Here is a 14,050-nt window from a genome sequence, read left to right on the forward strand (position 1 = left end):
CCGCGGTGTGCGTAAGGTCACGGAACTGCTCCCGTTCCGGACGAAGGACACCACCCACGTGCCAGCCTCCTCGCGCCCCACTTCCGCGCGTTCACGTCGACGGGGGCGCATCGGCGCCCTCGCTGGCCTGTCCGCCCTCGTCGCCGGCCTCGTGCCCGCCTTGACGCTGACCACCAGCGCCCAGGCCGGCCCGGTGGCCGCGCCCGCCGCCGACCCGCTCGACGCGGTGTGGTCGCCGACGTCCACCCGCCTGCCCGCGACGCTCGACGGCGAGCGCCGCCGGGTCAACCCGCGCGAGTTCGAGGCCCACACCCTCGACACCGCCGCGCTGGCCGCCCGCCTCGACCGCGCGCCCACGGAGCGTGCGGCGCGCCGCGGCGCCGAGCCGGTCACCGTCACGGTGCCCTCGCCCACCGGTGAGCTGCTGCGCTTCTCGGTGGTCGACTCCCCGGTGATGCAGCAGGGCCTGGCCGAGGAGCACCCCGAGATCACGACGTACGCCGGCACCGGCATCGACGTGCCGACCGCGAGCATCCGCCTCGACCTCACCCCCGTCGGCTTCCACGCCTCGGTGCGCGACCTCGAGACCGGCACCGCCTGGTTCGTCGACCCCGCCTACCAGGGCGGCGACGGCGCCTACCTGTCCTACTTCGGCTCCGACCTGCCGCCGAGCGAGCAGCCGCTGGTCGAGCCCGAGCTGCCCGCCTCGATGAAGGCCGAGGCCGCCGAGGAGGCGGAGGCCGACGACGAGGCCGGCGCCGCGCGCACCGGTGAGCAGCCGGGTCAGCAGGTCACCCGCCGCACCTACCGGCTCGCGCTCCTCACCGACCCGTCGTACGCCGCCTACTTCGGCAGCGAGAACGTGCTGGCCGAGAAGGTCGTCCTCATGAACCGGGTCAACCAGATCTACAACGACGACCTCGCCGTGCGGATGCTGCTGATCGACGACAGCGACGAGCTCAACCTCGACACCGACGCCAAGCTGTTCGGCGCCAACGGGCCCTGCGGCGCGGTCGGCTGCTTCACCGGTGCCGCGCAGATCCAGAACGGCTGCACCGGCGGGCTGCTGCGGCAGAACCGCCTGGCCATCGGCCAGCTGGTCGGCGCCGACAAGTACGACATCGGCCACATCATGCTCGGCATCAACGGCGGCGGCATCGCCTCGCTCGGCGTCGTCGGCGGCAACTCGAAGGCGCAGGGCTGCACCGGCCTGCCGACGCCCGAGGGCGACTTCATGGCCATCGACTACGTCGCCCACGAGATGGGTCACCAGTTCTCCGGCAACCACACCTTCAACGGCACCCAGCTCAACTGCGGCGGCAACAAGGCCGCCCCGTCGGTGGAGCCCGGCTCGGGCTCCTCGGTGATGGCCTACGCCGGCATCTGCCGCTCCGACGACCTGCAGCCCCACACCGACCCGTACTTCTCGCAGTGGAGCCAGCAGGAGATGTGGGCCTACATCCTCTCCCAGCGCCCCGCGATCAACGAGGTGCAGAACGTCGGCCTGATCGGCTACGACACCGACGGCGAGGCGTTCACGATCTCCATCGGCGGCGCCACCACGGCCCCGATCACCCGCGGCTCCGACTACACCCTGCTCGGCCTCGACCTCGCGATCGAGACCGCGCTCGGCTCGGTTAACGACGTCACCGTCTCCCCGCTGTACGGCAGCGGCCTGACCCTCACCGACGCCGGCTTCCAGATCACCTGGAACGGCGTGACCTCCATGGGCACCGACGTGCCGACCGCCTCGGTGGCCGTCACCTCCGGCGACGCCACCCCGGTCGTCGGCGTCACCGCCGACGGCGGCCCGATCGAGAACCAGGGCTGGCAGAAGGAGCTCCTCGACAACCGCGCGCCCGCCGTGCAGGCGCCCGCCGACGAGACCATCCCGGCCCGTACGCCGTTCAGCCTCACCGGCTCGGGCAGCGACGTCGACAACGACGCCCTGGTCTACCTGTGGGAGCAGACCGACCGCGGTGCCGGCACCGGCACCGGGCTGCTGGACCAGAACAAGACCAACGGCCCGCTGTTCCGGGTCTTCGGCGACTACGCCGACGTCAGCGACGAGGACACCCTGCTGATCGGCTCGCCCGGCGAGAACATCGCCGACGGCTCGCCGACGCGCACGTTCCCCGACATGGAGCAGGTCCTGGCCGGCGACACCAACGCCGTCACCGGCACCTGCCCCACGCCGACCGCGGAGGACTTCGTCAACGGTCAGCCCACCGACAGCGCCGGGCGCGTCAACACCCTGCGCGACGGCCCCGTCCTCGACTGCTTCTCGGAGTGGCTGCCCACCGGCGACTACACCGGTTCGGTGCAGGCCGGCAACATCGAGCCCTCGCTCAACTTCCGGCTCACCGCCCGTGACCTCGACCCCGCCGCCGGCGGGTACTACTTCGACGACACGAAGCTGACGATCGACACCTCGGCGGGCCCGTTCCTGGTCTCGTCGCTGAACGAGACCACCAGCGTGGTCGGCGGCACGGAGACCGAGCTCACCTGGGACGTCGCGGGCACCGACACCGCCGCGCTCGCCCCGGAGGTGCGGATCACGATGTCCGACGACGGCGGGGAGACCTTCCCCCACGTGCTGGCCCAGAGCACCCCGAACGACGGCACGGCCTCGGTGGAGTGGCCGAACGTCGACACCACCACGGGGCGCGTGCGCATCGAGGCGGTCGACAACGTGTTCTTCGACGTCAACGACGCCGACCTCACCGTCACCGCCGACGAGACCGGCCCGGAGACCGTCATCACCGACGGGCCCAGCGAGGGCGCCTACGTGCTGGACGACGAGGTCACCGTGGCCTTCGACTCCGACGAGGACGACGTCACCTTCCAGTGCCTGCTCGACGGCCGCGAGGTGGAGTGCACCGAGCCGTCGGTGACCCTCACCGACCTCGAGCAGTCCACGCACCAGCTCACCGTCGCCGCGGTCGACCGCTTCGGCAACGTCGACCCGACGCCCGCCTCGCGGACCTTCACGCTGCCGCGTGACGACCGTGCCCTCGACGTCGCCCGCGGCACCTGGACCGACCGCCGCGGACCGGCCTCCTACCTCGGCACCTTCCGCACCGCGAACCAGAAGGGCGCCACCCTGGTGGAGCGCGTCGAGGACGTCACCGGGCTCGCCATCGTCGTCGGGCGTCAGCCCGGCTACGGCGCGCTCGACGTGTACTTCCGCGGAGAGCTGCTGAAGACGGTGCGCCTGGGCAGCGGGACCGCCCCCTCGGCGCTCGTGCGGCTCGGCTCGTTCGACGAGGAGAGCGGCCAGGTCAAGATCGTCGCCCGCTCGGGCAAGACCGTGCGCGTCGACGGCCTGGGGGTGCGCACGGCGCCCTGACGGCGCAGCTCCTGAAGAGATCAGCACCGGGCCCGGTGCGTGGTGGCAGCAGCCACCACGCGCCGGGCCCTGCTGTTTCTCGGCTGCTCGGCTGCTCCGGGGTGCCGGGTCCGTCAGCCGGCGGGGTCGACCAGCACCGCGGTGAGCGCCGCGAGGTCGGCGTCGTCGAGGCCGTGGGCCCGCAGGTAGCCGCGGGCGCCGCCGTACTGCTCCTCGAGCGTCGCCAGCAGCACGCGCATGGTCTCCGGGGTCGAGGCGAACGCCTCCTGCGGCACCTCCGCGACCCGGTCGCCGTACGCCGGCAGCAGCGCGAACTGCTCACGCAGCGCGTCGATGGCCTCGGCGGTGCGGGCGTAGTCGGCCACCACGTCGTCGTCGAGCACACCGACGGCCGAGAGCAGCAGCGCCACCGCGACGCCGGTGCGGTCCTTGCCGGCCGAGCAGTGCACCAGCAGCGGCGGCCCCGCGGGGTCGAGCAGCAGCCGCGCGACGGCGGCGAGGTGGGGGCCGGACGCCGCGAGGTAGCGGGCGTAGTGGGCCGCGACCCAGTCGACGCGGTGGGCGGAGGCGAAGTCCCACGGGGTGTCGTCGGCGTGCACCTCGAGGTGCTCGACGCGGTGCTCGCGCGCCAGCAGCGCCGCCGAGGTCTCCTCGGCCACCTCGCGGGGCCCGCGCAGGTCGACGCGGCAGCGCACCCCGAGCCCGCCAGGGCCGTCGCCGACCAGGCGATCGGCCTGCTCCTCGTCGACGAACGCCACCGTGCCGCTGCGCAGCAGCACGCCACGGCGTACCCGCCCGCCGTCGGTGGTGCGCAGGCCGCCGACGTCGCGCAGGTTGCGCAGGTCGGGGAACCCGGGGGGTGCGGTGTCGGGCGGCGCGGGGGCGTACGGCTCGGGGATCACGGCACCACCTTGCCTGCCGCCGCCAACCCGTGCCCCGAGCCGGCGGTGCCCGGCTCCGGGCGATCCGGGCGACCCCGGCCGGAACGACGAGGGCCCGCACCGTCGGTGGACGGTGCGGGCCCTCGGGCGTGGTGCGTGCTGGCTACTTGTTGGCCTTGCGGGCCTGCGAGGCGGTCTTGGCGCGCGCGTTGGCGTCGAGGACGACCTTGCGGATGCGGACCATCTCGGGGGTGACCTCGACGCACTCGTCGTCGCGGCAGAACTCCAGGCTCTGCTCCAGCGACAGCTTCTTCGCCGGGATCAGCTTCTCGAAGTTGTCGGAGGTCGCGGAGCGGATGTTGGTCTGCTGCTTCTCCTTGGTGATGTTGACGTCCATGTCGTCGGCGCGGGAGTTCTCGCCGACGATCATGCCCTCGTACACCTCGGTGGCGGGCTCGAGGAACATCACGCCGCGCTCCTGCAGCGAGGTCATCGCGTACGCCGTGGCCGCGCCCTTGCGGTCGGCGACCAGCGAGCCGTTGTTGCGCGAGCGGATCTCGCCGGCCCACGGCTCGTAGCCCTCGGAGATGTGGTGGGCGATGCCGGTGCCGCGGGTGTCGGTGAGGAACTCGGTGCGGAAGCCGATCAGGCCACGCGCCGGCACCAGGAACTCCATGCGGACCCAGCCGGTGCCGTGGTTGACCATCTGCTCCATGCGGCCCTTGCGGGCGGCCAGCAGCTCGGTGATCGTGCCGAGGTACTCCTCGGGGGCGTCGATGGTGAGGCGCTCGACGGGCTCGTGGACCTTGCCGTTGACCTCCTTGGTCACCACCTGCGGCTTGCCGACGGTGAGCTCGAAGCCCTCGCGACGCATCTGCTCGACCAGGATGGCCAGCGCCAGCTCGCCGCGGCCCTGCACCTCCCAGGCGTCGGGGCGCTCGGTGGGCAGCACGCGCAGCGACACGTTGCCGATGAGCTCCTGGTCGAGGCGGTCCTTGACCAGGCGCGCGGTGACCTTCGAGCCCTTGACCCGGCCGACCAGCGGCGAGGTGTTGGTGCCGATGGTCATCGAGATGGCCGGCTCGTCGACGTGGATGAGCGGCAGCGCGACGGGGTTCTCCGGGTCGGCCAGCGTCTCGCCGATGGTGATGTCGGGGATGCCCGCGATGGCCACGATGTCGCCGGGGCCGGCGGACTCGCCGGGCTTGCGCTCGAGGCCCTCGGTGATCAGCAGCTCGGTGATGCGGACGTTCTTGACCGACCCGTCGCGCTTCATCCAGGCCACGGTCTGGCCCTTCTTCAGCTCGCCCTGGTGCACCCGCACGAGCGCGAGGCGGCCGAGGAACGGCGAGGAGTCGAGGTTGGTGACGTGGGCCTGCAGCGGCGCGCCGGCGTTGTACGTCGGGGCCGGGATGGTCTCGAGGATGGTGCGGAACAGCGGCTCGAGGTCGGGGGAGTCGGGCAGCTCGCCGTTGGCGGGTGCCTCGAGACCGGCGACGCCGGCGCGACCCGAGGCGTAGACCACGGGGAAGTCGAGCGCGTCCTGGCTGTGGCTCTCGTCGAGCAGGTCCATGAACAGCTCGTAGGTCTCGTCGACGACCTCGCCGATCCGGGCGTCGCCGCGGTCGGTCTTGTTGACCACGAGGATCACCGGCATGTCGGCGTTCAGTGCCTTGCGCAGCACGAAGCGGGTCTGCGGCAGCGGGCCCTCGGAGGCGTCGACGAGCAGGACGATGCCGTCGACCATCGACAGGCCGCGCTCCACCTCGCCGCCGAAGTCGGCGTGGCCGGGGGTGTCGATGATGTTGATCGTCATCGGCTTGCCGTCGGCCGCCGGACCCGCGTAGTGCACCGCGGTGTTCTTGGCGAGGATCGTGATGCCCTTCTCGCGCTCCAGGTCGCCGGAGTCCATGACGCGCTCGGCGACGGACTCGGCCTGGTGGGCGGTGAAGGCGCCGGCCTGGCGGAGCATCGCGTCCACGAGGGTCGTCTTGCCGTGGTCGACGTGCGCGACGATCGCGACGTTGCGCAGGTCGGTGCGTGCGGTGTTTCCAGACATTCGGTGCGTCGTCGCTTCCAGTGGGAGTCGGAGGAGGCCCACGAGGAGCCGCGTCGATCCTAGGCCCGCGGGGGGTGGTCACCCCCATCGGCGGACACCCCGGCCGTCTCCCACGGCCCCGCCGTGACGGGGGTCACCCGCGCTCCTGCTCGCTCCCGTCGGCGGTGAGGTGGGCGGCGACGTCGGCGGGGGCCATCCGGGCGTAGGGGGCCGTGGCGGCGGCCAGCGCGCCGTCGGCGGCGAACCGGCCCTCGTGGCGCCCCTGCTCGTCGCCCCACGACCAGCGCCAGATGCCGGCGCTGCGCGACAGGTCGACCCGGGTGGCGGGCGTCGGCTCCGGCGGGTCCACCGGCGCGCGGCCGGTCGCCTCGCGCCAGGCCGGGCCGAGCAGGGCCAGCAGCGTGGCGCCCAGCGTGCTCACCAGCCGCGGACCGGCGGGCCGCAGGTCGGCGAACGGCCGCTCCAGCCCCTCGGCGTCGACGCGGGAGAGGTGACCCCCGTGGGCGTCGGCGCGCACGACGTACGTCGTCGCGTCGGCCGCGGTGATCCGTGCGTACGCCGGCGCGTGCACGTCGAGGCGTGCGCCCACCGACTCGACCGCGGCGACCGTGTCGGGCGGCAGCAGGCGCCTCGTGGTGGTGGCCGCCTTCTCCCGGGCCACGGCCTCCTCGGCCTGCCAGCGGCGGCGCCAGCCCTCCTGCTGCAGGGCCTGCCGGTCCGGCAGCCGCCCCGCGGTGAGCTGCTCGAGCAGGAGGTCGGCGGGCGCGCCGGCCCAGTAGTCGAAGTGCACCGACGGGGTCGGCAGGTCCTCGACGGCCCGCTCGGCCTCGCGCAGCACTCGCATGCCGGTCTCGTCGCTGAGCATCCCCACCCAGTCGCCCCCGCGACCGCCCACCCGCACCACCCACGCCGCCGGCCCGGCCACCGACACGTCGGGCCGCAGCTGCGACAGCAGCGCCCCCAGCGTCGTCGTCCCCGGCACCTCCACGCTGCGCTCGTGGCCCTCCACGTCGTCGCCCATCGCCACGCTGTCGCGGTCCACCACCACCCGCACCGGTCGGTCCCTGCTCGTCCTCGCCACCCCTTCATGGTGGCCGACGCGGGCTGCGGGTTTCACCAGCCGGCTGGCGAAACCCGCACCTGTCGGCCGTCGCGTGGGCCGACAGGTGCGGGTCGGACCCGACCGGTGTGACGGCTGGGGCACCTGGGTCGGGTCCGGGCCGACCGGGCCGACCGCGAGGCGACAGGGTCGCGGGTCGGGGGACCGGTGGGTCGACGAGCACTGCCTAGGCTGGCGCCATGCCGAACATCGCCACCACCGAGCGGGTCGACCGCGAGCAGCTGCTGGACTTCGTGCGCACCCGCCACCACCTGACCCTGATCACCACCAAGGGCGACGGGCGCCCGCAGGTCTCGCCGGTCACCGGCGGGGTGGACGCGGAGGGCCGCGTCGTCATCTCCACCTACCCCGACCGCGCGAAGGCCAGCAACCTGCGGCGCAACCCCGCGGCCACCGTGCTGGTGCACTCCGACGAGTGGGACGGGCCGTGGGTGCAGGTCGACGGCACCGCCGAGGTGCTCGACATGCCGGGCCAGGAGGCCGAGGACGGCCTGGTCGAGTACTTCCGCTGCATCGCCGGCGAGCACTCCGACTGGGACGAGTACCGCGACGCGATGCGCCGGCAGGGCAAGTCGCTGCTGCGCATCACGATCACTGGCTGGGGGCCCGTGGCCACCGGCGGGTTCCCGCCCGACCGCGTGCCCTCCTGACCCACCGGCCCGGCCGGCGAGGGGGGAGGGGCGCTCAGCCCTCGGGCAGCGGCTCCGGGCCGAGGTCCTGCCGCTCGCACTCCTCCACGCCGCGACACCAGCGCAGCGCCCGGAACCGCTGCTCCAGCTCGTCGCGCACCCCCTGGTACGCCGGGTCGGTGACGGCGCCGCCGGCGTCGACCAGGTTGTCCTCCTGGAAGGGGTCGACCTCGCGGTCGTAGAGCTCCTCGGCGCCGTCCCACCAGCGCACCCAGGTGTAGCGCCCCGTGCGCACGCCGCGGAACGACCAGCCCAGTGCGTCGAGCGCGTCGGGCTCGGAGGTGCCGGCCTGGATCAGCGAGGTGTCGCCGAGCGAGGCCCCGCCGAGCACCGGCAGCAGCGACTCGCCGTCGGTGTGGCCGCCCGCGCGGACGTCGTCGAGCACCCCGGCGAGGTCGAGGAACGTCGGTGCCAGGTCGACGACTGTGGCGGTCTCGGGGCTGCTGCCCACCGGCACTCCCGGCCCGCGCATGACGTAGGGGACCTGCAGGGCCTCCTCGTAGGGGTAGTTCTTGCCGTAGATGCGGTGCTGGCCCAGCAGGAAGCCGTTGTCGGAGACGTAGACGATGACGGTGTCGTCGAGCTCGCCGGTACGCCGCAGCGCCCGCACCACCGCCGCGTTGGCCTCGTCGACGGCCTGCAGGCTGCGCAGCCGGTCGCGGTACCACTCGGTGCGCGTCGGCACGCCGTCGCGGCCGTCGGTCACCGGGGCGGGCTTGTCGGAGGTGTCGGCCTCGTCGAAGGACGGGTCGTCGGTGCTGGGCAGCCGGGCGTCGGCGAACAGGTCGCGGTGGCGCGCCGCCGGCACCGGCGGGCCCCAGGTGCCGTCGTCCTCGGTCGAGTCGTGCGGCCCGACGTGGGAGGCCCACACGAAGAACGGCCGGTCCCGGCCCGACCACCGCTCGATCATCGACACGCTCTGGGCGCGCACGACGTCGGCGACGTAGTCGTCGTAGGTGCGGGGGTCGCCGTCGTCGAGGAACGTGGTGCCGTAGTAGCCGTAGGTGGCCCCGACCGTGGGGCTCCAGTAGTCCCAGCCACGCATCCGGGGCTCGCTCGCGGAGTAGGCGTTCAGCGTCTTGCCGACGAACCCGGTGCGGTAGCCGGCGTCGTGGAGCCACGCCGCGAGGTTCTCGTCGGTGTTGTCGCGGGCGAAGGCGCGGTAGCCGCCGTACGGCCCGCGGTTGTGGCGCACGCCGTTGTTCTGCGCGTACTCGCCGGTGAGGATCTCCGCGCGCGCGGGGCAGCACAGCGGGTGGGGGCTGATCGCGTCGGTGAGGTCGAGGCCCTCCTCGACGAGCAGGCGCCGGGTCAGCGGCATGTGCGCGAGCTCGTGGTCGGTCTGGTCGTCGGAGCTGAGCAGCACGATGTTGGGCCGGGTGCCGGCCACGTCGGGGACCGGGGGGAGGCCGGCCGCGGGGGCGGGGTCCTGCGCGGAGCCGCCGTCCAGCGACCGGCACGACACCAGCGCGACCACTACCAGGACGCACGCCACCAGCACCCCGAGCAGGGTGCGCGCACGCTGCGGGTGGGGACGTCGGCCGGGGTGCTGCCCGAGGAGCATGGGGCCTCGATCGGTGGGTCGGGAGGTCGTGACGCGGGCAACCTACCCGCTGCCGCCCCCGCTCCCACATCGCGCGTCCACCGGCCGCCACCCGCCCCGGAGCGGGGTTGCCCAGGCCTTCCACAGCCCCGTGCGGACCGCTCTTGTGGCTGTCGGTGCCGTGGTCTTTGCTGTCGACATGGACCTCGGGACCCCGCCTTCGGCACCACCACCGCACCCTCACCGCCGCTGCGGCTTCGTGCCGCCCTACCTGCTGCGCCAGCTCGGGTACGACGCCACGCTGAGCCTCGACGAGGGCTTCCGCGACGGACGTCCAGGCGCCGGTGGGCCCCGTGCGCCCGGGGCGGCCGGCCCGGGTGGCACCGACCGCGCCGACGCGGCCCGCGCCGCCTGGACGGTGCACACCGCGGCCGGCTCCACCGACCTGCCCGGCGAGGTGGCCCGGCGCGCCGGCTCGCCCGCGGTCGGCGACCCGGCGGTCGACGAGGCGGGCGACGGGGTGGCGGCCTCGCTGGCGCTGTTCGCCGAGGTCTACGGCCGCGACTCCTACGACGGTCGCGGCGCCCCGGTCAGCCTCACGGTGCACTACGGCCGCGACTACGCCAACGCGTTCTGGGACGGCACCCAACTGGTCTTCGGCGACGGCGACGGCGAGGTGTTCGGCCGGTTCACCGCCGCCGTCGACGTGCTGGCCCACGAGCTCACCCACGCCGTCACCGAGCGCAGCGCCGGGCTGGTCTACCAGGGGCAGTCGGGGGCGCTGAACGAGTCGGTGTCCGACGTGTTCGCGGCCTGCCTCAAGCAGCGCCTGCGCGGTGAGTCGCCGGCCGAGGCCGACTGGCTGATCGGCGAGGGCATCTTCCTGCCCGGGGTGGCCGCCCGCGGCCTGCGCGACATGCGCGCGCCCGGCACGGCGTACGACGACCCGCGGCTGGGGCGCGACCCGCAGCCCGCCCACCTCGACGACCTCGTCGAGACCAGCGACGACAACGGCGGGGTGCACGTCAACTCCGGCATCCCCAACCGGGCGTTCCAGCTGGCCGCCGTCGCGATCGGCACCTCGAGCTGGGAGGGCGCCGGCCGCATCTGGTACGCCGCGCTCACCGGCGGCGACGTCAGGCCGCAGACTGAGTTCGCCGGGTTCGCCGCCGCCACCGTGGCCGCGGCGGGCCCGCACGCCGACGCCGTGCGCGAGGCGTGGGCCCAGGTCGGGGTCGTCGCCCGGGCGACGGCGATCGACGACGTCCCGCTCGTGGCGCAGCTCGACCCCGTGCCCGCAGGCGGGCGCCTGCTCACCGTGCGCCGCACCGGCGGGATCGCCGGGCTGCACACGGAGGGAGTGGTCGACCTCGACGCCGACGACGACCCCCGCACGCCCGAGCTGCGCGACCTGCTGGCCCGCCTCGACCTGTCCGCGGTGGCGGCGGTGGCCCCGCCGGCCCGGCCCGACCGCTACGTCTACGACCTCGACGTCGGCGACCAGCACGTCACGCTGCCCGAGCAGGTGCTCGACGCCGACCTGCAGCGGCTGGTGGAGGTGGTGCTGCGCCCCGACCTCGGCTGAGCGGATCGGGTCGAGCCGGTCCGGTCGGCGCGCGGCTCAGGTGACGCGGTGCACCTTGTGCTGGGCGGCCTGGGCGCGCGGACGGATGACCAGCTCGTCGATGTTGACGTGGGCCGGACGGGTGACCATCCAGACGATCGCGTCGGCCACGTCGTCGGCCACCAGCGGCTCGGCGACCCCGGCGTACACCGCGTCGGCCTTCTCCGCGTCGCCGTCGAAGCGCACCAGCGCGAACTCGTCGGTGCGGACCATGCCGGGGGCGATCTCGCAGACCCGCACGGGCTGGTCGAAGAGCTCCAGGCGCAGGGTCTCGGTGACCACCTGCGTGCCGTGCTTGGCCGCGGTGTAGCCGCCGCCGCCCTCGTAGGCGACCCGACCGGCGGTCGAGCCGACGTTGAGCACCACGCCGGCCCCGCTGGCCACCAGTGCCGGGAGCAGCGCCCGCGTCACCTGCATCAGCCCGATGACGTTGACCTCGTACATGCGACGCCAGTCGTCGGCGTCGGCCTGGGCCACCGGGGCCGAGCCGAACGCCCCGCCGGCGTTGTTGACCAGCACGTCGAGCCGGTCGCCCACCAGCGCGGCGAGGTCGGCCACCGACTCCGCCGAGGTGACGTCGCAGACCGCCGCGACGCCGTCGATCTCCGCGGCGAGGGCCTCGACGCGCTCGGCCCGCCGCGCGGCGCAGACCACCCGGAAGCCCTCTGCGGCCAGCCGGCGGGCGGTCGCCGCACCGATGCCGCTGCTGGCGCCGGTGACGACGGCGAGAGGACGGTCCGGGGCAGCGGGAGAGGTGGTCATGGGGTCCATCGTGCCGGGCCGGTGGGGGCCCGCCACGGTGCGGTGTCCGGGTGACGGGAATCGACGGGGCCCGTCGGCGGTTCTGCTGAGGATCGGGTACGTCCCGGCCCCGACGGGCCGCGGCGCCCGCCGACGTACGAGACGGCACGACCGAGCACGGGGAGGACGGCGCGTGGGGGACCTGAGGCGACTGGCGATGATCAGCCTGCACACCTCGCCGCTCGACCAGCCCGGCACCGGCGATGCCGGCGGCATGAACGTCTACGTCATCGAGCTGGCCCGGCGCCTGGCCGCGCGCGGCGTCGAGGTCGACATCTTCACCCGTGCCACCCGCTCCTCGCTGCCCGCGGTGGTCGAGGCCGGCGACGGCCTGGTCGTGCGCCACATCCACGCGGGGCCGTTCGAGGGCCTCACCAAGGGCGAGCTGCCCGCCCAGCTGTGCGTCTTCGCCCGCGAGGTGCTGCGCGCCGAGGCCGCCCAGCCGGTGGGCCACTACGACGCCGTGCACTCCCACTACTGGCTCTCGGGCCAGGTCGGCGCCCTGGCCCGCGACCGGTGGGGCGTGCCGCTCGTGCACTCCATGCACACGATGGCGAAGGTGAAGAACGACGCCCTCGCCGCGGGCGACCGACCCGAGCCCCTGGCCCGCGTGATCGGCGAGGAGCAGGTCGTGGAGGCCGCCGACATGCTGGTCGCCAACACCGACCTCGAGGCCAAGCAGCTGATCAACCTGTACGACGCCGACCCCGGTCGCGTCGAGGTCGTGCACCCCGGTGTCGACCTCACGCTGTTCCGCCCCCGCGACCGCGCCGCCACCCGCGTCGCCCTCGGCCTGCCGCCGCACGCCCACGTGCTGCTGTTCGCCGGTCGCATCCAGCCGCTCAAGGCGCCCGACGTCCTGCTCCGGGCGGTCGCGGTGATGCTGGAGCGCGACCCGTCGCTTCGCGACCGGCTCGTCGTGCCGGTGGTCGGCGGGCCGTCCGGCAGCGGCCTCGACCGGCCCGAGGCGCTGGCCTCGCTCGCCGCCGAGCTTGGCCTCGCCGCTCGCCCGGGCCACCCCGACGTCGTCCGCTTCGTGCCGCCGGTGGCGCAGGGCGACCTCGCGCACTGGTACGCCGCGGCGACCGCGGTGGCGGTGCCGTCGTACAACGAGTCGTTCGGGCTGGTCGCGGCCGAGGCCCAGGCCGCCGGCACCCCCGTGGTGGCCGCCGCGGTGGGCGGGCTGACCACCGTGGTGGCCCACGGGCGCAGCGGGCTGCTGGTGGAGGGCCACGACCCGGAGGCGTGGGCCGACGCCCTGGGCCGGGTGGTGCACGACGAGGCGCTGCTGGCCCGGCTGCGCGCCGGCGCGCCCGAGCAGGCCCGGCACTTCTCGTGGGACTCCACGGCCGCCCGCATGGTCGAGGTCTACGACCGCGCGCGCAGTGCCATGTCACAGTCGCTCGTGTGAACACCACGCGAGAGCAGGCCGCCGGCGTCGTCCGCGACTGGCTGGCCGCCAACGACATCGACGTCCAGGAGAGTGCCGAGGGCGTCTTCTCCTTCGCCCTGCCCGGGGAGAAGAAGCTGCAGACCCCCGTGCGCCTCGACGTGGGGGCGCACGCCCTCGGCGTGCACGCGTTCGTGTGCCGCAAGCCCGACGAGAACCACGAGCGGGTCTGGCGCTGGCTGCTGGAGAAGAACCTGCGGATGTTCGCGGTGGCCTTCGCCGTCGACCGGCTCGGCGACATCTACCTCGACGGCCGGCTCCCGCTGCGCGCCCTCGACGAGGTCGAGCTCGACCGGCTGCTCGGCTCGGTGCTGACGTACGCCGACGAGTCGTTCAACGCGATCCTCGAGCTCGGCTTCGCCTCCTCGATCCGCAAGGAGTGGGAGTGGCGCAAGCTGCGGGGCGAGTCGACGGCCAACCTCGAGGCGTTCCGCGGGTGGCTGGAGTCCGACGAGGAGCCGGTCTCCGAGAACTGACCCCTGTCAGCGGCGCCGCTCGTCGCGGTCGGCCGCGGGGTTGCGTCATACGAATGGT

Annotated in this window: 10 protein-coding genes; 5 read left to right on the forward strand and 5 right to left on the reverse strand. The window is 74.0% G+C overall.

Annotation, left to right across the window (positions count from 1 at the left end):
• The first annotated feature begins 160 nt into the window (after positions 1 to 160).
• Positions 161 to 3,349 carry a reprolysin-like metallopeptidase gene (locus tag AC4OR8_RS07005; protein ID WP_492164819.1) on the forward strand — a complete coding sequence of 1,063 codons (3,189 nt, stop codon included), beginning with the start codon at positions 161 to 163 and terminating at the stop codon, positions 3,347 to 3,349.
• A gap of 113 nt (positions 3,350 to 3,462) precedes the next feature.
• Here the strand turns inward: AC4OR8_RS07005 and AC4OR8_RS07010 are convergent, their stop codons facing one another.
• The 3 genes from AC4OR8_RS07010 to AC4OR8_RS07020 all read right to left on the reverse strand — a co-directional run bounded on the left by AC4OR8_RS07010 (position 3,463) and on the right by AC4OR8_RS07020 (position 7,370).
• Positions 3,463 to 4,251 carry a tyrosine-protein phosphatase gene (locus AC4OR8_RS07010; RefSeq protein ID WP_492164820.1) on the reverse strand — a complete coding sequence of 263 codons (789 nt, stop codon included), beginning with the start codon at positions 4,249 to 4,251 and terminating at the stop codon, positions 3,463 to 3,465.
• Between the two features lie 142 nt (positions 4,252 to 4,393).
• A complete protein-coding gene (gene typA / locus AC4OR8_RS07015; protein WP_492164821.1) occupies positions 4,394 to 6,289 on the reverse strand; it encodes a translational GTPase TypA in 1,896 nt (631 codons plus the stop codon).
• Between the two features lie 133 nt (positions 6,290 to 6,422).
• Positions 6,423 to 7,370 carry a hypothetical protein gene (locus AC4OR8_RS07020; RefSeq protein ID WP_492164822.1) on the reverse strand — a complete coding sequence of 316 codons (948 nt, stop codon included), beginning with the start codon at positions 7,368 to 7,370 and terminating at the stop codon, positions 6,423 to 6,425.
• Positions 7,371 to 7,588: 218 nt separating this feature from the next.
• On the opposite strand from AC4OR8_RS07020, the gene AC4OR8_RS07025 reads away from it, so the two are divergent.
• A complete protein-coding gene (locus AC4OR8_RS07025) occupies positions 7,589 to 8,059 on the forward strand; it encodes a PPOX class F420-dependent oxidoreductase (protein ID WP_492164823.1) in 471 nt (156 codons plus the stop codon).
• Positions 8,060 to 8,093: 34 nt separating this feature from the next.
• Here AC4OR8_RS07025 and AC4OR8_RS07030 read toward each other — a convergent pair whose 3' ends face one another.
• Positions 8,094 to 9,662 (reverse strand): sulfatase family protein, encoded by a 1,569-nt coding sequence (locus AC4OR8_RS07030; RefSeq protein WP_492164824.1) that lies wholly within the window; start codon positions 9,660 to 9,662, stop codon positions 8,094 to 8,096.
• A gap of 238 nt (positions 9,663 to 9,900) precedes the next feature.
• Between AC4OR8_RS07030 and AC4OR8_RS07035 the strand changes: the two genes are divergently transcribed.
• Positions 9,901 to 11,226 carry a protealysin inhibitor emfourin gene (locus AC4OR8_RS07035; protein ID WP_492164825.1) on the forward strand — a complete coding sequence of 442 codons (1,326 nt, stop codon included), beginning with the start codon at positions 9,901 to 9,903 and terminating at the stop codon, positions 11,224 to 11,226.
• A gap of 36 nt (positions 11,227 to 11,262) precedes the next feature.
• Here AC4OR8_RS07035 and AC4OR8_RS07040 read toward each other — a convergent pair whose 3' ends face one another.
• Positions 11,263 to 12,027, reverse strand: a complete 765-nt coding sequence (locus tag AC4OR8_RS07040; protein WP_492164826.1) for an SDR family NAD(P)-dependent oxidoreductase — start codon at positions 12,025 to 12,027, stop codon at positions 11,263 to 11,265.
• Between the two features lie 196 nt (positions 12,028 to 12,223).
• Between AC4OR8_RS07040 and mshA the strand changes: the two genes are divergently transcribed.
• On the forward strand, positions 12,224 to 13,477 hold the full coding sequence (gene mshA, locus AC4OR8_RS07045) for a D-inositol-3-phosphate glycosyltransferase (protein WP_492164827.1): 1,254 nt from the start codon (positions 12,224 to 12,226) through the stop codon (positions 13,475 to 13,477).
• On the forward strand, positions 13,474 to 13,992 hold the full coding sequence (locus tag AC4OR8_RS07050; RefSeq protein WP_492164828.1) for a type III secretion system chaperone family protein: 519 nt from the start codon (positions 13,474 to 13,476) through the stop codon (positions 13,990 to 13,992). The genes mshA and AC4OR8_RS07050 overlap by 4 nt, the downstream gene beginning before the upstream one ends.
• Positions 13,993 to 14,050: the final 58 nt, after the last annotated feature.

This window comes from Nocardioides sp. FY1077 (assembly GCF_058681775.1).